This window comes from Cellulomonas sp. Leaf334, assembly GCF_001424195.1.
Lineage (GTDB): Bacteria > Actinomycetota > Actinomycetes > Actinomycetales > Cellulomonadaceae > Cellulomonas.
The window spans coordinates 1304928-1323374 of record NZ_LMOO01000001.1; the positions used below are offsets into that span (position 1 = coordinate 1304928).

General features: G+C 70.8%; 12 protein-coding genes. 1 reads left to right on the plus strand and 11 read right to left on the minus strand.

What is annotated here, in order from left to right; all coding sequences use genetic code 11:
- Window positions 1–48: 48 nt before the first annotated feature.
- The 11 genes from ASF78_RS05760 to ASF78_RS05810 all read right to left on the minus strand — a co-directional run bounded on the left by ASF78_RS05760 (window position 49) and on the right by ASF78_RS05810 (window position 17657).
- The gene (locus ASF78_RS05760; RefSeq protein ID WP_056585637.1) at window positions 49–1257 is read right to left on the minus strand and encodes an ROK family transcriptional regulator; all 1209 of its coding nucleotides are present in this window, start codon (window positions 1255–1257) and stop codon (window positions 49–51) included.
- 69 nt (window positions 1258–1326) lie between these two features.
- Window positions 1327–2508 carry a multiple monosaccharide ABC transporter permease gene (mmsB, locus tag ASF78_RS05765; RefSeq protein ID WP_056585639.1) on the minus strand — a complete coding sequence of 394 codons (1182 nt, stop codon included), beginning with the start codon at window positions 2506–2508 and terminating at the stop codon, window positions 1327–1329.
- On the minus strand, window positions 2505–4022 hold the full coding sequence (mmsA, locus tag ASF78_RS05770; RefSeq protein ID WP_056588228.1) for a multiple monosaccharide ABC transporter ATP-binding protein: 1518 nt from the start codon (window positions 4020–4022) through the stop codon (window positions 2505–2507). The genes mmsB and mmsA overlap by 4 nt, the downstream gene beginning before the upstream one ends.
- Before the next feature lie 148 nt (window positions 4023–4170).
- On the minus strand, window positions 4171–5316 hold the full coding sequence (gene chvE / locus ASF78_RS05775; protein WP_056585641.1) for a multiple monosaccharide ABC transporter substrate-binding protein: 1146 nt from the start codon (window positions 5314–5316) through the stop codon (window positions 4171–4173).
- A 343-nt stretch (window positions 5317–5659) separates the two neighbouring features.
- Window positions 5660–11431, minus strand: coding sequence for a pullulanase-type alpha-1,6-glucosidase (pulA, locus tag ASF78_RS05780; RefSeq protein ID WP_056585643.1), 5772 nt, complete (start codon window positions 11429–11431; stop codon window positions 5660–5662).
- 187 nt (window positions 11432–11618) lie between these two features.
- On the minus strand, window positions 11619–12341 hold the full coding sequence (locus ASF78_RS05785) for a cysteine hydrolase family protein (protein WP_056585645.1): 723 nt from the start codon (window positions 12339–12341) through the stop codon (window positions 11619–11621).
- On the minus strand, window positions 12338–12898 hold the full coding sequence (locus ASF78_RS05790; protein ID WP_056585647.1) for a cysteine hydrolase family protein: 561 nt from the start codon (window positions 12896–12898) through the stop codon (window positions 12338–12340). Before ASF78_RS05790 ends, ASF78_RS05785 begins: the two co-directional genes overlap by 4 nt.
- Before the next feature lie 52 nt (window positions 12899–12950).
- Window positions 12951–14102 carry a BMP family ABC transporter substrate-binding protein gene (locus ASF78_RS05795; protein WP_056585655.1) on the minus strand — a complete coding sequence of 384 codons (1152 nt, stop codon included), beginning with the start codon at window positions 14100–14102 and terminating at the stop codon, window positions 12951–12953.
- A gap of 32 nt (window positions 14103–14134) precedes the next feature.
- Window positions 14135–15046: an ABC transporter permease gene (locus tag ASF78_RS05800; protein WP_200940519.1), complete on the minus strand. Its 912-nt coding sequence runs from the start codon at window positions 15044–15046 to the stop codon at window positions 14135–14137.
- Entirely contained in the window at window positions 15043–16134 is a 1092-nt protein-coding gene (locus ASF78_RS05805) for an ABC transporter permease (RefSeq protein WP_082494811.1), read from the minus strand. The genes ASF78_RS05800 and ASF78_RS05805 overlap by 4 nt, the downstream gene beginning before the upstream one ends.
- Window positions 16131–17657 (minus strand): ABC transporter ATP-binding protein, encoded by a 1527-nt coding sequence (locus tag ASF78_RS05810; RefSeq protein WP_056585658.1) that lies wholly within the window; start codon window positions 17655–17657, stop codon window positions 16131–16133. The genes ASF78_RS05805 and ASF78_RS05810 overlap by 4 nt, the downstream gene beginning before the upstream one ends.
- A gap of 136 nt (window positions 17658–17793) precedes the next feature.
- On the opposite strand from ASF78_RS05810, the gene ASF78_RS05815 reads away from it, so the two are divergent.
- Window positions 17794–18438 carry an alpha/beta fold hydrolase gene (locus ASF78_RS05815; RefSeq protein ID WP_056585660.1) on the plus strand — a complete coding sequence of 215 codons (645 nt, stop codon included), beginning with the start codon at window positions 17794–17796 and terminating at the stop codon, window positions 18436–18438.
- Window positions 18439–18447 lie beyond the last annotated feature (9 nt).

Sequence of the window (18447 nt, forward strand, 5' to 3'; positions counted from 1 at the left end):
CTCCTCGTTGGGCACGTACGTGCAGTGAAACCCCGACCGGTGCGTGCGTCAATCCGTGACCTCCTCTTCACCCGCGCGCTCGTCCGCAGAGCGCGCCTGCTCGTCGGACCGGACCACGAAGTCCGTCGACCGCAGGACGAGCTCGAGCGCCCCGGCGACCTCGGCACGCTGGCCGAGCTCGGCGGGGACCACCTCGAGCGGCGCTATCTGGTTGAGCAGCACCCGCTGGCGGATCGCCTCGCGCAGCGGGCCCAGCAGGAGCTCCCCGGTCTCGGCGAGCTCTCCCCCGACGACGATGCACTGCGGGTTGACCGCGGTCGCCAGGCCGGAGACCACCTCACCGATGATCGACCCGGCGTCCGCGACGACCCGGGCGCACCCGGGGTCCCCGTCGATCGCCCGCTGGATCACGTCCCGCAGCGCGAGGGTGCCGTGGCTGGACCGCAACGGCTCGAGCAGCGCGGGGCCGCCGACGACGGTGTCGAGGCAACCTCGGCTGCCGCACCGGCAGATGTCCCCCTGCGGGTCGACCTGCACGTGCCCGATCTCGCCCGCCGTCCCGCCGAACCCGCGGTGCACCTGCCCGCCGATCACGATCCCGGCGCCGGTCCCGTGGGACGCCCGCACGTAGACGGAGTCGCGGTAGGCCCGGGACGCACCGTGCGTGCTCTCGGCGAGGGCACCGAGGTTCGCGTCGTTGTCGACGAACACCGGGCAGCCCAGCCGCTTCGACAGGACGTGGCCGACGTGGACCTCGTCCCAGCCGCGCATGATGCCGCGGACGGAGACCATGCCCGTGGCGCTGTCGACGGGAGCCGGCAGGCCGATGCCGATCCCGACGACCTCGTCGAGCGTCGACCCCACCCGCTCGAGCAGGTCCGCCACGAGCAGGGCCGCGCGGTCCAGGCTCGTGTCGAGGCGGTGCTCGTTCGGCAGCGGGAGGGTCTGCTCGGCGACGACCTCGTTCATGACGTCGCCGAGCGCGATCCGCAGGTGCCGGGGGCCGATGTGGATGCCGACGGCGAGCCCCACCCGGTGGGCGATCGTGACCATCTGGGCACGACGCCCGCTCCGGGTGGTGTTCCGGGTGTCGACGACGCCGGCGGCGAGCAGCTCCTTGACGATCGTGGAGACGGTCGCCGCCGACAGGCCCGTCGACCCGGCGAGCTCGACCTGCGTGAGCCCGCCGTGCCGGTGGACGGTCTCGACGATCAGCGCGCGGTTGGCCTCACGGAGCGAGGACTGCGAGCCTGACATCGCAACCCGCCCTCTCACGCCCGCGAGCATAGCCGCGGGCCCCGTCCGTGCTGGTCAGCTTGCCGATCGTCAGCGCGCCGCGCCTGCGCGACGCTTGTTGTAGATGTCGAACGCGACGGCCAGGAGCAGGACCAGACCCTTGACCATCTGCTGCACCGACTGGTCGATGCCCATGAGCTGCATGCCGTTGCTCATGACCGCCATGATCAGGCCACCGACCATCGCCCCGGTCACCCGTCCGACACCACCCGTGGTCGACGCGCCACCGATGAAGCACGCGGCGATCGCGTCGAGCTCGAACATGTTGCCGGCCGCGGGCTGCGCGCTGTTGGAGCGGGACGAGTAGACGACGCCGGCCACCGCGGCCAGCATGCCCATGTTGACGAAGATCCAGAAGTTGACCCGCTTGACCTTCACACCGGACAGCTGGGCGGCGGACAGGTTGCCACCGATCGCGTAGACGTGGCGGCCGAACACGGTCTTGGTGGTGACGATCGTGTACGCGATCACCAGGACGCCCAGGATGATCAGCACGATCGGCAGGCCACGGCTACGAGCCAGCTGGTAGGTGAAGGCCATGCCGACGAGCCCGACCAGCACGATCTTGGTGATGAAGATCGGCATCGACTCGACGACCTGCTGGTACTTCAGGCGACCCAGCCGCGTCCGGTACTGGCTCACGGCGTAGCCGAGCACCGCGATGGCGCCGATGACGAGGGTGAACACGTCGATGCCCTCGCCGCCGAGGAAGCCGTTGAGGAAACCGCCTGCGATGCGCTGGTACTCCGCGGGGAACGGCGACAGGGAGATGTTGCCGAGCACCTGCAGCGTCATGCCGCGGAAGAGCAGCATGCCCGCCAGGGTCACGATGAACGACGGGATCCCGACGTACGCCACCCAGAAGCCCTGCCAGATGCCGACCAGGAAGCCGACCCCGAGCCCGGCGAGAACGCCGAGCCACCACGGACCGTTGTTCTGGATCACGACGACCGCCGACACGGCCCCGGTGAGCGCGACCACCGACCCGACCGACAGGTCGATGTGACCGCCGATGATCACGATGACCATGCCGATGGCGAGGATCAGGATGTAGGAGTACTGCAGGACGATGTTCGTCACGTTGCCCGGGCTGAGCAGCACGCCGTCGGTGAGGATCGTGAACAGACCCACGATCGCCACGAAGGCGACGAAGATCCCACTCTGGCGCAGATTCCTCGTGAAGAGGTCCTTCAGGCCTGCCATGGCGGTCATCGAACCTGGTCCCTTTCCTTGGTCATGAGCTCCATCAGGTTCTCCTGAGTCGCCTGCTCGCGGGGCATCACGCCGGTGATCCGGCCGGCCGCGAGCGTGTAGATCCGGTTGCAGATACCGAGCAGCTCGGGCAGCTCCGAGGAGATGACCAGGACGGCCTTGCCCTCCTCCGCGAGCTTGTTGATCAGCGTGTAGATCTCGTACTTGGCTCCGACGTCGATGCCGCGCGTCGGCTCGTCCAGGATCAGCACCTGCGGGTCCGTGAAGAGCCACTTGCTCAGCACGACCTTCTGCTGGTTGCCGCCGGAGAGCTTGCCCGTCAGCGCGAGAACCGTCGGGGCCTTGATGTTCATGCTCTGGCGGAAGCCCTCGGCGACCTTGATCTCCTCGTTGGAGTTCACGAAGCCGCTGGTCGAGACCTTGCTGAGGCTGGCCGCGGAGATGTTGCTCTTGATGTCCTCGATGAGGTTGAGACCGTACTTCTTGCGGTCCTCGGTGGCGTAGGCGATCCCGTGCGAGATGGCCTCGCTCACGCTCGCGACCCGGATCTCCTGGCCGTGCAGGAAGACCTTCCCGGTGATGCGGCTGCCGTAGGAGCGGCCGAACACCGACATCGCGAGCTCGGTGCGCCCGGCACCCATGAGCCCGGCGAGCCCGACGATCTCGCCCGCTCGGACCGTGAGGTTGGCACCTTCGACGACGACCCGCTCCGGGTCGGTGGGGTGGTGCACGGTCCAGTCCTCGATCCGCAGCACCTCGTCGCCGATGTGCGACTCGTGCGGCGGGAACCGGTGGCCGAGGTCGCGCCCGACCATGCCGCGGATGATCCGCTCCTGGGTGACCTCGTCGGCCACCATGTCGAGCGTCTCGACCGTGCGGCCGTCGCGGATGATCGTGGTGGTGTCCGCGATCTCGGCGATCTCGTTCAGCTTGTGGGAGATCATGATCGACGTGATCCCCTGCTCCTTGAGCTGGCGCAGGAGGCCGAGCAGGTGCTCGGAGTCGTTGTCGTTCAGGGCGGCCGTGGGCTCGTCGAGGATCAGCAGCTTGACCTGCTTGGACAGGGCCTTCGCGATCTCGACGAGCTGCTGCTTGCCGACGCCGAGCTGACCGACGGGGGTGACGGGCAGCTCGTTCAGGCCCACCCGGGCCAGGAGCGCCGCAGCCTCGGAGTTCGCCAGGTTCCAGTCGATGAGTCCCCGGTGCGACCGCTCGTTGCCCAGGAAGATGTTCTCCGCGATGGAGAGGAAGGGCACCAGCGCGAGCTCCTGGTGGATGATCACGATGCCCTTGGCCTCGGAGTCGTTGATCGACCCGAACTGGACCTCGTCGCCCTCGAACAGGATCGAGCCCTCGTAGGTGCCGTGCGGGTAGACCCCCGACAGCACCTTCATCAGCGTCGACTTCCCGGCGCCGTTCTCCCCGCAGATCGCGTGGATCTCGCCACGCTCGACCGACATCGACACGTCCTGCAGAGCCTTGACGCCGGGAAAGGTCTTGGTGATGGCTTGCATCTCGAGAATGGGGTTCGCCACGCGGCTTCCACCGTCCTTCGTCGTGCAGGGCGCCGTCTCCGGCCACCCCTCGCTGGTGGGGGTCGACCCGGGCCGACCGGCCGGCACCGTGGGACGGCGCCGGCCGGTCGTGGGTCGGGACGGACGGTCAGGCCTGGCCGCTGGCGACCTGGTCCTCGGTCCAGTAGCCCGAGTCGATCAGGAGCGACTGGATGTTGTCCTTGTAGACGATGTCCGAGTCGAGCAGGAAGGACGGGACGACCTTGACGCCGTTGTCGTAGGACTCGGTGTCGTTGGCCTCCGGCTCCTCACCGGCGAGGAAGGACTGGGCCGACAGGACGGCCTGGTCGGCCAGCTTGCGGGTGTCCTTGAAGATCGTCGAGAACTGCACGTCGTCGTTGATCAGCTTGACGGACGCGATCTCGGCGTCCTGGCCGGTCACGATCGGCATGCCGTCGGCGATCGCCGGGCCGTAGCCGGCGTTCTGCAGCGCGGTCAGGATGCCGCGGGACAGGCCGTCGTACGGGGACAGGACGCCCTGCACCTTGCTGCCGTCGGAGTAGGTCGACGTGAGCAGGTCCTCCATGCGCTTCTGCGCGGTCTCCTGGAGCCAGCGCAGCGTCGCCGCCTGCTCGATGTCGGTCTGGCCCGACTTCACGACGAGCGTGCCGGCGTCGATGTACTCCTTCAGGGTGTCCATCGCGCCCTGGAAGAAGAAGTGCGCGTTGTTGTCGTCCAGCGAGCCGGCGAACAGCTCGATGTTGAACGGGCCGGTGGCGTCGCCCGCCGAGCCGTCGGCGTTGAGCAGGCCCAGGCCGACGAGCAGCGACGTGGCCTGCTGGACGCCGACCTTGTAGTTGTCGAACGTCACGTAGAAGTCGACGTTCTCGCTGTCGCGGATCAGGCGGTCGTAGGCGATGACAGGGATGTTCGCGTCCGCGGCGGCCTGGAGCTGCGTGGCCAGCGCGGTGCCGTCGATCGACGCGAGGATCAGCAGGTCGGCGCCCTTGGTGATCATCTGGTCGATCTGCTGCTGCTGGGTGGGGATGTCGTCGCCGGCGAACTGGAGGTCGACCTTGTAGCCGGCCTCCTCGAGGCCCGCCTTCACGGCGTCGCCGTCCGCGATCCAGCGCTCGGACGTCTGGGTCGGCATCGCGACGCCGACCGTGAGGTCGGCGGGGTCGACACTCTCGCCGTCGCCCGCGCCGCTGCCTCCGCCTGCGCCGCTGCCCGAGCACGCGGCCAGTCCGAGTGCGACGACCGCACCCATTGCCGCGATGGTGATCCGTCGCATTGCTGTGCTCCTTCTCATCGTTGAGAGGTCCGGTGATCGGACCTGACGAGCTCGGGTTCGTCGGCCACGGTCAGCGTCTGCGCTGCCTCGACCGGTGTCCCGGCTGCGTTCCCCGGTGGTGCCCGGTGATCGCTGCGGTGCCCACCTTCTTCTCTTCGAGTCTCGAAGTCAAACCCACCTGAACCGTCAGCTGATTACGAATCCATCACGATGTGAGCGCCAACATCACGGTTATCTCACGATCTGACCCGCACTTGGCTTCGTAGCGCGAACCTATTGCGGTCCAGCGGCCGGCAGCACGACGGGCCCGCGACCGAGGTCACAGGCCCGTCGGGCGTCGCCGTCAGCTGCGGTGCGTGCCCCACCATCCGTGACCGTGGCCCCACGTGGCACGGTTCTCCACGAGCACCGCGACGGTGCGTGGCGGGACGGTCACCGTGCCCGTCGCCCTGTCCCAGGTCGTCGCCTTGACGACGGGGTCGCTGCCCTTCGCCTGGACCGGAGACAGGGTCAGCCGGTGGCCGGCCAGCGACGAGACCGTCTGCGTGGTCGCCTCGTCGGACGCGTTGAGCACCACCAGGACGCCGTCGAGCTTCTTGTCCACGTCCTTGGCCCAGCGCTTCGTCGACCGGTCCCAGCCGGGCTCGTCGTCGATCGTCATGACGACCACCCCGGGGTCGGCGTCGGGACCGGAGCCCGGGAAGCCGACCTTCTGCTCGATCAGGTCGGCGGAGCCGAGCCGGAACAGCGGCGTCGAGAACCGCAGCTCCAGCAGGTCCTCCGCGGCCTTCGAGGCCGTCGCGATGTCCGCCGGGGTCGGCTTGAGCGCCGGGTCGGCCAGCAGCGGCTGCTGGAACGACCACTTCGCCTCGTTGTCGGCCGCCGGGGGCAGACCGCGGCCGAAGCCGTTGTCCTGGCCGGACAGGTCGAGCAGGTTGAACCAGTCGCCCGAGTTGTAGCTGTTCCGGTCGAGCGACTTGCTGCGCAGCAGGTCTGCGCCCGCGTGCCAGAACGACGGCGTCTGGGCCAGGGCGGTCGTCGCCAGGGACACGGTGTTCATGCGCACGCGGTCCGCCATCGGGGTGTCCGTGGGCAGCTTGTACGTGAGCGAGTCCCACAGCGTCTCGTTGTCATGGGCGTCGACGTAGGTGATGACCTCCTCCGGGGAGTCCGCGTACCCGGCGGGCTGGCCGTTGTAGTCGAGCTCCTCCCCCGTCTGGACGGTGCCCGCGCTGCTCAGGAACGCGAAGTCGCGCAGGTTGCCCGCCATCCCGAGGCGGACCAGGTCGCCGTCGTGCGCCGCCCGGGCGAGCTGGTCGGCCTCCGACCCGTTGATCGGGTCGCCGTTCGGGTCGGTTCCGCCACCGGACCCGAAGCCCTGGATGCGCGGGTTCTCGTCGAACGGGCCGCCGCCACGGACCGAGTCACGCAGCCGGTCGGAGAACGTGCCGATCCCCGTCCCGCCCAGCTGGCCCTGGGTGGCCTGCGTGAAGAGCCGGTTGTCGGCCACCTCACCGAAGTTCCACCCCTCGCCGTACAGGTAGACCCGCTTCCCGTCGACGCCGTCCTTCTTCGGCGTGAGCGTGTCGAGCGCGGTCCGGACGGCCTCCATGTTCTCCACCGAGTGGTGACCCATGAGGTCGAACCGGAAGCCGTCGACCTTGTAGTCCCGGGCCCACGTGACGACCGAGTCGACCATGGCCTTCTCGGCCATCAGGTGCTCCGTCGCGATGTTCTGGCAGCACGTCGAGGTCTCGACGTTGCCGGTCGCGTTGAGCCGCTGGTAGTAGCCGGGCACCACGCGGTCCAGCACCGACTGTGGCGACTGGCCGCTGGCGGTGGTGTGGTTGAACACCTGGTCGAGCACCACCTGCAGGCCGTCCGCGTGCAGCGCGCCGACCATCGTGCGGAACTCGGCGACCCGCGCGCCGCCCTCCGCGTCCACCGCGTACGACCCCTCGGGGGTCGTCCAGTGGAGCGGGTCGTAGCCCCAGTTGAAGCCGTCCGCGTCGGCGACCGCCGTGACGCACGCCTGCTGCTGGTCGGAGTCCGGGGCGTACGACGCGAGGTCGCAGTCCGGGGTCTCCTGCAGATCCTTGTCCTCCTGGATGGAGGCGATGTCGAACGTCGGCAGCAGGTGGACCGTGGTCAGGCCCGCCTTCTCGAGGTCGCGCAGGTGCGCGCGCCCGTTGCCGTTGCTCGCGAACGCGAGGTACGTGCCGCGCTTGGCGGCCGGGACCTTCTCGTCGTTGATCGAGAAGTCCCGCACGTGGAGCTCGTAGATCGTCTGGTCGACCGGCCGCACGACCGGCTGCTTCGCCTTCTCCCACTCGCGCGGACGGAACGCCTTGTCGGCGAGGTCCACGAGCACCGAGTGGGTGGAGTTCAGCGTGAGAGCCACCGAGTACGGGTCCGTGACCCGGTTGACCTCGACCTGGTCGGTCGTCGGCGCGTACACCGTGACCTCCCAGAGGTACCGGGCGCCGGCCCAGGACTTCTTGCCGTCCACCGTCCAGGAGCCGTCCGACTGCCGCTTCGCGGCCACGCGCTGGTCGGTGCCGAGCAGCAGCTCGACCTTCTGGGCCGTCGGCGCCCAGAGGGCCAGCGACGGGACACCCTTCTTCCACGTCGCGCCGAGCGTGCGCTTGGCGGCCTTGGCCGCGTACAGGTCGTCCAGGACGCCCGGGACCTGCACCCCGGTCGCCGCCTGGTACGTGCCGTCGGCCGCGGCCTGGGTGACCAGGAGCGCACCGCGCAGGAGCTCCGCGACCGGCGTCCCGTCGGGCACGCGCAGGGCGAGGTAGCCCGCGAGCGCCGGGAAGCGGTCGAGCTGTGCCTCGGACAGACCGGCCGGGTCGAACGTCAACGGCACGGCCGGGCCGTCGCCGAGGTCACCCACGGACAGCCCACCGGTCGGCGACCCGTGCAGCGCGAAGGTGCTGGTCGCCGGGGTCGGTGCCCAGGCGGCCGGCCACGCGATCGTCTCCGCGTCGATCCAGTGCGCGCTCTCCTCCCCCGTGCCGGGCAGCGGCGGGTCCGTGACCTCGATCGTCAGGACATGGGTGGCCAGCACGTAGGAGAAGGTCACGGGCTTGCCGCCGGGTGCGGAGAACGGGATGTTCGCCCCGTCCCGCACGCCACCGGCGCCGTAGTTCTCCGCCCAGCCGAGGTCGTGCGCGACCTTCGCCTCGTACGCACCCTCGGGCAGGTCGGTCGCGGTGAACGTGTACGTCCCATCGCCGTCCAGGTCCTGCAGCCAGGACTTCAGGCAGTCCGGCATCCAGTCGCCGGAGCAGCCGAGCTCGCTGTTGGCGGAGCCGGGGACCGTGAGGATCGGACCCTGCGCGGTCGACGTGAAGTAGTGCGTGGTCGCGTCGTAGTAGAACGTCACGGGACCGGCCGTCGCGACCGTGTAGGCCACGTTCGCCCCGCCGAGGGCGCCGCCCGCGCCGTAGTTCTCGTCCCACGAGCCGCCCACGGCGACCTTGTACTCGTAGCTGCCCGCGGGCAGCGTGAACGTGCCCGCGTAGACGCCGTCGGTGCGCTTGGTCAGCTGGGCCTCCGCGCAGTCCGGCTGCCAGTCGCCCGGGCAGCCCATCGCGGCGTTGTGGCTGCCGGGGACGGTGACGAAGAGGTCCTCGCCCGGGTCCGGGCCGGGGTCGACCACCCCGTCGATCGCGCCGCCGACGCCGCCGTACGTCGACGCGGCCGACTGCTGGCCCGCGGCGTCGACGGTGACCGCGCGGTACTCGACGACCGCGCCGTCGGGCAGGTCGGCGATCGTGTGGAACACGCGCGGCGACGTCGTCTCGGACGTGCCCAGCGGGGTCCACTCGTCGTCGCCGAGCACGCGGTAGGCGAACGACGTCTGGCTCCACACGTCGTCGGCCACGTCCGCGGTGACCGCGACGTCACCCGTCAGCCCGGCGCCGGGCGCCGGGGCCGTGAGGGTGAGGTCACCGGCGATGGCCGGTGCACCGACGGTCGTGCCGGCCCGCAGCACGATCGCGCCCAGGGCAGGGACCGTCACGGAGACGGTCCCGTCGGCGGCTGCCGTCACGCCCGTGGACGTCCCGTACAGGGGCGCGAACGTCGCGCCCGGCGTCAGGGTGTCGACGGTGACGGTCGCCGGGGCGGTGCCGTTGTTCGTCGCGACGAGGTGCTCGACCTTCTCAGCGGCGTCGACCCGGCTGAACGCGTAGACCGCGCCGTCGGCGTACCGCTCGATCTGGGCGCCCGTGCGCAGGGCCGGGTGCGCGCTGCGGAGCGCGGCCAGCTCGGCGATGTGGTCGTACAGCGCGGTGTCGGTGTCGTACCGGCCGACGGAGCCCGCGAGCGTCCCGTCGAGCAGGTTCTGGTCGGCGTACTCGTCCACCTGCGTCGCGAACATCGACTGGCGGGCGTCCTTGTCTCCACCGGTACCGACGAACCCCTGCTCGTCGCCGTAGTAGACGACCGGCTGACCGCGAGTCAGGTACATCAGCGAGTGCGCGAGCTCGGAGCGCTGCTCGCGGTTGTCCGCGTCCTTGACGAAGTACCCGATGCGGCCCATGTCGTGGTTGCCGAGGAACGTCGGCAGGGCCTGCGCGTTCGTCGTCGGCGTCGTGTACCGGTCGTCGCCCGCGTACAGCGCCGCCAGCCCGCCCGACGAGAAGCCCTTGGCGTAGTTGCTGGCCGCCGACTGGAACGTGAAGTCGAGGACCGCGTTCATGTCGCTGTCGCGCAGGTACGGTGCGAGCTTGACCGGGTCGGCGTCGTAGACCTCGCCGAACATGAAGAAGTCGTCGTTGCCGATCGAGGCCGCGTGGTCGCGCACGCCCGTCGTGAACTTCTCCCAGAACTCGAAGTTCACGTGCTTGGCGGTGTCGATGCGGAACCCGTCGACGCCCAGGTCGACCCACTGGTTGTAGACGTCCACGAAGCCGTCCACGACCGCCGGGTTCTCGGTCATGAGGTCGTCCAGGCCGGAGAAGTCGCCGTACGTCGTCGACTCCCCGGTGTAGGTCGAGTTCCCGCGGTTGTGGTAGAGCGTCGGGTCGTTCAGCCAGCCCGGGACCTTGACGTCGACGTCCTCGGGGTCGATCACCGGCGTGTACGGGAAGCTCGTGGCGGGGTCCAGCGTCGGGAACGTGTCGGTGCCGGCGTAGGTGTCCGGGTCGAACACGGTTCCCGCGGCGTCCGTGTAGGGCGACGCCGCCTTGTCGACGTAGCCGTACTGGCCCTCGGCGTAGTCGATGACGTCGGCCGTGTGGTTGGTGATGATGTCGAAGTAGACGTCGATGCCGCGTGCGTGGGCGTCGGCGATCAGCGCCTCCAGCTCCGCGTTGGTGCCCAGGTGGGGGTCGATCTGCGTGAAGTCGGTGATCCAGTACCCGTGGTACCCGGCCGACACGTCCGCGCCGGAGCCCTGCACCGGCCGGTTCTTGAACGACGGGGTCAGCCAGATCGCCGTCGTCCCCAGGCCCTCGATGTAGTCGAGCCTGTCGTGCAGGCCGGCCAGGTCGCCGCCCTCGTAGAAGCCCTTGTCGGTGGGGTCGAAGCCCGTGACCAGGCGGTCTCCCGTGAGCCCGCCGGTGTCGTTGGAGTCGTCGCCGTCGGCGAACCGGTCGGTCATGACGAAGTAGAACTGCTCGTCGGCGCCGGGGTCCCGCACGGGGGTCGCGACGAGGGCGTCGTCGGCCGCGGTGTACTCGCCGCCGAGGTCCAGCGGGGTCAGCGCGATGCGGTGCGTGGTGTCGTCGTACGTGAAGCGCAGGCTCGACGGGCCTGCGACGACCAGCGGGATGTTCGCGTCGCCGCCGTCCTTGCCGTACGCCTCGTCCCAGCTGTCGTCGAGGGCGACCTTGTACTCGTAGGAGCCCGCGGGGACCGTGAAGTCGGCGGTGTACACGCCGGCCGTCCCGGTCGGGGCGAGCTCGGTCGCGGCGCAGGCGGGCTGCCAGTCCTCGGGGCAGCCGAGCTCGCTCTGCAGCGAGCCGACCAGCGCGACCGTGCGGTCCGCTGCGGTGGCGGGGGTCACGGCGGCGGCGACGATCCCGACACCGGCGACCGCGACGGCGGTCAGCGCGGCGAACGCTCGGGAGAGGCGACGGACGGGGGCGTCGACGGGCGACATGGCGACTCCTTCGTCTCCCCGCACGTCGATGTGCGGGGCAGGTGTCGCCGACCGTATCCGCTTGCAGCAAGTTGCAGCAAGCGATACGGGCGAATTGCTGAAGCCGGGAGGGATCGGACGCGCCGAACCGGCCCTGAGTGACGCGACGAGAGAGTCAACCGTCACTCAGGGCCGGTTCGCGCACCGATCAGGCCGGACGCGGGTTCGTCAGCGACGCCAGCAGTGCCGCCGAGTCCGCGACCGCCCCGAACACGCCGCCCTGCATCGTCACCATCTTCAGCGCCGCCAGGTAGTTGCCGTAGTCCGTGGCACCCGTGCAGTCCGACAGCAGCAGGCACTCGTACCCGCGGTCGTTGGCGTCGCGCATCGTCGTGTGCACGCAGACGTCGGTCGTGATGCCGGTCAGGATGATGTGCGTGATCCCGCGGCTGCGCAGGATCAGGTCCAGGTCGGTGGCGTAGAACGACCCCTTGCCGGGCTTGTCGATGACCAGCTCCCCCGGCAGCGGCGCGACCTCGGGCACGATCTCCCAGCCGGGCTCGCCGCGCGTGAGGATGCGACCGCACGGGCCGAGGTCCCCGATGCCGGCGTCGATCCGTCGCGAGCGCCACAGCTTGTTCGCCGGCAGGTCCGACAGGTCCGGACGGTGGCCCTCGCGCGTGTGCAGGATGTGGAACCCCAGGTCACGGGCCACGGCGAGCATCGCCGCCGTCGGCTCCAGGCCCGCACGGGTGAGCGCCAGGTCGTAGCCCATCGCGTCGACGTAGCCCCCCGGACCGCAGAAGTCCTGCTGCCAGTCGATGTTGAGCACGGCGGTCGTCGCGGCGGAGAAGGAGCCGTCGTACGGCCAGGCGTAGGGGTCGGCCTCGACGGGACCGAAGGTCGTGGTGGTGGTCAGCAGCTCGGTCATCGCAGGGCTCCAAGAGGCTCGGGAAGGCTGGACAGGGCGGTCATGACCTCGGCGCTGGTGCCGACGGCCCCGAAGATGCCGCCCGACATCTCGATGCTCGACACCGACGCCGCCACCAGGGAGGGGTCGACCGGGACGCACACGTCGAGCACGAGCAGGCACTCGTACCCGCGGTCGTTGGCGTCGCGCATCGTGGAGTGCACGCAGGTCTCCAGACCCACACCCGCGAGCAGCAGCCGACGGACCCGACCCGTGCGCAGGACGAGGTCGAGGTCGCTGGCGTAGAACCCGTCGACGCCACCCGCGGTGAGGTCGAGGTCGGCGACGCCGGCTGCAGCCTCCGACGGGATGCCGGGTGGGCGCAGCGCGCCCGGTGCGGGTGCTGTCGTGCGCACGACGACGACCATTCCTCCCGAGGCGCGCACCGCGGCGGCCAGGGGCTCCGTGTCCTCCGGCGGGTCGACGCCGGCGGGCAGGACGACGAGCAGCGCGGTGCCTGCCCCGCGCAGGTCGCCGTCGTACGGCCAGGGGTAGGGCGTGGTGCCGGAGACGTGCATTGCCCCTCCAGGAAGAGGACGGGGGCCGGCGTACGCCGGCCCCCGCCAAGGGTCAGGAGACGGTGCCGGTCACGCCCTGGACGAAGTAGTCCATCTGCTCGATGGTCTCGATCGGCGGCGTCTCGCCGTCGGGCACCGCCACGGAGCCGTCCTGCGCGGTGACCGGTCCGGTGAACGGGCTGCCCCCCGCCTCCAGCTCGGCGGCCGCGGCGGCGATGAGCGCCTTCGTCTCGTCCGTGACGCTGGACCCGAAGGCCGAGGCGACGAACGGGTTCTCGCCGCTGGCCATGGTCGCGCGGTAGTTGGCGTTGTACTCGCTGCCCGTGAAGCCGCCGTCGATCGCCGTCTGCACGATGTCCGTGTACAGCGGACCCCAGTCCCACTCGGACCCCGTGAGCCAGCCGTCGGGCGCCAGCGACGACGCGTCCGCGTGGTAGCCGACCGTGTACGCGCCCGCGGCCTCGGTCGCCTCGATGATCGTCTTGGTGCAGTCCTGGTGCTGCGTCATCACGTCGACACCCGAGCTGAGCAGCGACGCCACCCGGTCCGCCTGCGTGGCCGGGTCGCACCAGCTGGTCGTCGAGACGGCCGTGACGTCGACGTCCGGCCGGACCGACTGGGCGCCGAGCGTGAACGCGTTGATGTTGGCCAGGGTCTGCGGGATCGGGATCGCGTAGACGTACCCGAGCTTCCCGGTCTCCGTCGCGGCGCCCGCGGCGATGCCCGCCAGGTACACCGGCTCGAACACGCTCCCGAAGTACGTGCCCATGTTGGCGGGCACCGGGTCGAGCAGGCCGCCCTGGTGGACGACGACGACCTCGGGGTGCGCCTCGGCCACCTGCTTGGCGGCGTCCAGGTGGCCGTAGCTCGTCGCGAAGATGATCGTCGCGCCCTGCGCGACCATGCTCTCCATCGTCGTGGCGGCCGTGTCGTCCTCCGGGATGTTGTAGGCCTCGAGGACGTCCAGGTCGGGGAACTCCTCGCGCAGCGCCTCGACGCCCTGGAAGACGGCCTGGTTGTAGCCGAAGTCGTCCTTCGGCCCGACGGCGATGACGCCGACCGTCGTGGCGTCCGCGCCCGGGGCCGAGTCTCCGGCCGGCGCGGAGCCGTCGGTGTCGGGGGCGCTCACGGCGGGGCTGCACGCGGCGAGGACCGCGACCACCGCCGCGACGAGACACACGCGTGCTGTTCGGGAGATGTGCATGGTGGACCTTCCGTTCACGGGGGTGGGGACCGTCAGGTGGTGCGGCTGTTGTCGAAGACCTTGAGCAGCTCGTCCGGGGCGGCGAGCATCGTGCGGCGGCCCAGCACCGCCAGGACCACGAGGGTGAGCACGAACGGCACGGCGTTCAGTGCGAACTGGTTCACGGCGATGCCGGAGGTCTGCAGCACCGACGCCAGCGACAGCGCGGCACCGAACAGGTACGCGCCGGCCATGATCCGGATCGGGTTCCACATCGCGAAGATCACCAGGGCGACAGCGATGAAGCCGCGGCCGGCGATCATGTTCTCGAACCAGCTGTTCGCGTACGCGATGGAGATGTGCGCGCCGCCGATGCCGGCCAGCGCGCCGCCCGCGACGGTCGCGCAGTACCGGACGGCCTTCACCGAGTACCCGTGCACCTCGAGCGCCTCGGTCCGCTCACCGGCCGTGCGGACCAGCAGACCGACGCGGGTGCGGAACAGGACCCACCAGATGACGGGTGCCGCGACGTACGCGATGTACACCAGCGGGTCGTGGTCGAACAGGATCGGGCCGATGCCCGGGATCTCGCTCAGGCCCGGCACGGCGACCGGGGTGAACGCGTTGATCTGCCGGCTCACGTAGCCGACGCCGAACAGCGCGGTCACGCCGAGCGCGAGGAAGTAGAGCGTCAGGCCGCTGGCGAACTGGTTGGCCCGCCGGCTGACGACGAGGACCGCGTGCACCAGGCTCAGCAGCGCGCCGGCCAGCGCGCCGCCCAGGACGCCGAGCCACGGGTTGCCGGTCTCGGCCGTCACCGCGTACGCACCGAGGGCTCCGAGCAGCATCGCGCCCTCGGTGCCGAGGTTGATGACGCCGCCCCGCTCCGAGATCGTCTCCCCCAGCCCCGCGTACATGATGGACGTTCCGCCGCGGACCGCCCCGGCCAGGATGTCGATGATCACGAGCGCACCTTCCGCGGGCTGGTCCAGCCGAGGACGGCCAGCAGCACCAGCCCCATGAGGATGTTGACGCTCGCGGCCGGCAGGCCCGAGCCGATCTGGAGGCTGTTCCCGGAGACGGCGATCGCGGCGAGCACCAGCGACGCGATCAGCAGCGGCAGCGGCCTGTGCCGCGACAGCCAGCTGGCCAGGAACGCGACGTACCCGATGGTCAGCCCGAAGGTCGGCCGCAGCTTGTACTCCATCCCGGCGAGCTGGATGAAGCCCGCCAGACCGGCCAGCGCACCGCCGATGAGCAGCGCGGTGAGGAGCAGCGTCACCACCGGCAGCCCCGCCCGGCGGGCCGCCTCCGCGTTCCCCCCGACCACGGAGAGCCGGAAGCCCCACGTCGTGCGGGTCAGCGCGAACCAGACGGCTCCCGCGGCGACCACCGCGAGCGCCACCCCGACGTGGATCGCGGTGCCGCCGAAGACCGGCAGCTTCATCGCGTCGTTCAGCTCCACGCTCGTGGACTGCCCGAGCGCCGCCGGGTCCTTCCACGGGCCGAGGATGAGGAAGAGCATCGAGTAGAGCGCGACGTAGTTCAGCAGCAGGGTGGTGACGGCCTCGTTGACCTTGACGACGAGCCGCATCGCCGCGGCGATGCCTGCCCAGGCCGCTCCCGCCACCGCCGCGCCGACGACCATGAGCAGCAGGACCAGCCACGGCGACGCGACCGGGGTGAGCCACAGCGCGACACCGGCCGCCGCCACGGCACCGATGATGAGCTGCCCCTCACCGCCGACGTTGACGAGGCCGGCGCGGGCGGGGACGACGACGGCCAGCCCGGCGAGCGCGATGGGTGCCGCCCGCAGCACGATCTGCTGGAACTGCCCCGGCTGGGTGAGGGTCGACGTCCAGATGTCGGCGTAGACGGCGAACGGGTCGGCACCGTTGGCCAGCACGAACGCGCCGAACACGACGAGGCCCGCGATCAGCGCGCCGACCCACCGCAGCAGGCCGGTACCCCGGGTCAGCAGCCGGCGCCGGGGCTCGACCGATGGCGCGGGCGCGGGCCGCGCGGGCGCCTCCTTCGACACGTCCTGGCTCATGCCACGCCTCCGAGCATCAGTCGTCCGATGGACATCCGGTCCGCACCGGCGGTGTCGACGACCCCGACGAGGTGCCCGTCGTGCATGACGGCGATCCGGTCGGCCACGGCGATGAGCTCGTCGAGGTCCTCCGAGACCATGAGCACCCCCGCGCCGCGCGCCCGGTGCTCCAGGAGCAGCTCCTGCGTGCGGCGGGTGTTCGCGACGTCCAGCCCGCGGCTCGGGTAGGCCGCGACGACGAGCGACGCGTCCTGGCCGAGCTCCCGCGTGAGCAGGACCCGCTGGATGTTGCCCCCCGACAGCGACGAGAGGGTCCTCTTCGTCGGCGCCATGTGCAGCCCGACGCGCTCGTCCAGCACCGCGGTCCGCGCTCCGACGGCCGGCCAGTCGATCCCGAGCCCACGCCGCGGCACCGCCCGGCCGTCGAGCACCATGTGCTCCAGCACCGTCAGCCCGGGCACCACGGAGTCCACGACCGGGTCCTCCGGCACGGCGACCGCCCCGGTCAGCCCGGGCACCGACTCACCGACTCGGACCGTGCCCGACGTCACCGGCCGCAGCCCGAGTGCGACCTCGCACAGCTCCTTCTGGCCGCTCCCGGCGACCCCGGCCACGCCGACCAGCTCGCCCGGGTGCACCTCGAGGTCGACGCCCTTGAGCGCCACGTGCCCGCGGTCGCCGAGCGCCGTGGCACCCACGAGCTCCAGCACGGCACGGTCCCGCGGCGGGACCGCGACGCGTTCCACGGCGAGCGGCGGCACCCGTCGGCCGACCATCGCCTCGACCAGGTCGGCGTCGGAGAAGTTGCCGGGGTCCTCGGCGTTGAGGATCACCTGCCCCCCGCGCAGGACGGTCACCTGGTCGGCGATCGTGCGGACCTCCCCCAGCTTGTGCGTCACCAGCACGACGCCGAGGCCCCGGTCGCGCAGCTGCGCGACGACGCCGAACAACGCCTCGACCTCCTGCGGCGCGAGCACGCTCGTCGGCTCGTCGAGGATGACCAGCCGCGCACCGGTCATGAGGACCTTGAGGATCTCCGCCCGCTGCCGCTCGCCGATGGACAGGTGCCGGACCCGTGCGGACGGGTCGACGGCGAGCCCGTAGGCCTCCGACGCCTCCGTGATCCGCGCCGCCAGCCGGGCCAGCCGCAGGGTCGGCCCACCGGGGAGCGCGAGGGCGATGTTCTCCGCCACCGTCAACGCCGGAACCAGCCGCAGGTCCTGGAACACCATGCCGATGCCGAGCGCCCGCGCGTCGGCGGGACTGCCCGGCGACACCGGGGCGCCGTCGACGAACATGCGTCCCTCGTCGGGCGTGTAGACGCCGTAGATCATCTTGAGCAACGTGCTCTTGCCGGCGCCGTTCTCCCCGATCAGGCCGTGCACGGTGCCGGGCAGGACGGTGAGGTCCACGTCCCAGTTGGCCTGCACCTCGCCGAAGCGCTTGGACAGGCTGCGCACCTCGAGGAGCGCGGCGGGCTTGCCCACCCGGCCCCGGGCGCGGGCGACGGCGTCGGTGGTCATGCGCGTGGCCGCTGCGTATCCAGAGGCGTATCCGCTGGCGTATCCATGACGGGAGGCTAGAAGTGCGATGTTTCGGACATTCGAGACATAGGTAACGCTTGCGTGTCTGACCTGGGACGCCGCCTACGCTCACGCCATGGCGACCACCCGCGTGCTCCTCGTGCACGGCGCAGCGACGACGGCAGGGGTGTGGGACCGGGTGCGGGGTCTCCTGCGCGACGACGGCCTCGACGTCGTCGCCCCCGACCGGGCAAGCGGCGGCGACCTCGGCGGCGAGCTCACGGCACTGGGAGGCGACACGGACGGCACGGTCGTCGTGGGCGTCTCCGGAGGCGCGACCCTCGGTCTCGCCCTCGCCTCGGACCGGGTGCTCGCGGGTGCCGTCCTGCACGAGCCGGCCGTCGGGTCCCTGGTCCCCGGCCTGCTCGACCATGTGGTCGCAGGGTTCACCTCAGGGGGCGTCCCCGGCTTCGGAGCCGCGCTCTACGGGCCCTCGTGGACGCCTGCGATGGCGCCCGCCGACCCGGACGCCGTCGCGCGCGACCTCGCGATGTTCCGCAGGTTCGAGCCGACCCCGCTGCACCCCGGGCAGGGTCGGGTGATCGTGACCGTCGGCGAGCTCTCCCCTCCGGCGCGGCACCGGGCGGCCTGGGCGCTGCACGACCTGCTCGGGGTGGAGGTGCGCGTGCTGCCCGGCGCCGGACACTTCGTCCAGCACGACGATCCCGAGGCGCTGGTCGCCGTGGTGCGGTCGGTCGTCCGGAGCGCTCAGCCCCGCTGACCCGTGCCG

What these genes read in the sequence shown, in the direction of transcription:
- ASF78_RS05760 (WP_056585637.1), bottom strand. Translation starts at nt 1,257, where the DNA reads ATGTCAGGCTCGCAGTCCTCGCTCCGTGAGGCCAACCGCGCGCTGATC.
- mmsB (WP_056585639.1), bottom strand. Translation starts at nt 2,508, where the DNA reads ATGACCGCCATGGCAGGCCTGAAGGACCTCTTCACGAGGAATCTGCGC.
- mmsA (WP_056588228.1), bottom strand. Translation starts at nt 4,022, where the DNA reads ATGCAAGCCATCACCAAGACCTTTCCCGGCGTCAAGGCTCTGCAGGAC.
- chvE (WP_056585641.1), bottom strand. Translation starts at nt 5,316, where the DNA reads ATGCGACGGATCACCATCGCGGCAATGGGTGCGGTCGTCGCACTCGGA.
- pulA (WP_056585643.1), bottom strand. Translation starts at nt 11,431, where the DNA reads ATGTCGCCCGTCGACGCCCCCGTCCGTCGCCTCTCCCGAGCGTTCGCC.
- ASF78_RS05785 (WP_056585645.1), bottom strand. Translation starts at nt 12,341, where the DNA reads ATGACCGAGCTGCTGACCACCACCACGACCTTCGGTCCCGTCGAGGCC.
- ASF78_RS05790 (WP_056585647.1), bottom strand. Translation starts at nt 12,898, where the DNA reads ATGCACGTCTCCGGCACCACGCCCTACCCCTGGCCGTACGACGGCGAC.
- ASF78_RS05795 (WP_056585655.1), bottom strand. Translation starts at nt 14,102, where the DNA reads ATGCACATCTCCCGAACAGCACGCGTGTGTCTCGTCGCGGCGGTGGTC.
- ASF78_RS05805 (WP_082494811.1), bottom strand. Translation starts at nt 16,134, where the DNA reads ATGAGCCAGGACGTGTCGAAGGAGGCGCCCGCGCGGCCCGCGCCCGCG.
- ASF78_RS05810 (WP_056585658.1), bottom strand. Translation starts at nt 17,657, where the DNA reads ATGACCACCGACGCCGTCGCCCGCGCCCGGGGCCGGGTGGGCAAGCCC.
- ASF78_RS05815 (WP_056585660.1), top strand. Translation starts at nt 17,794, where the DNA reads ATGGCGACCACCCGCGTGCTCCTCGTGCACGGCGCAGCGACGACGGCA.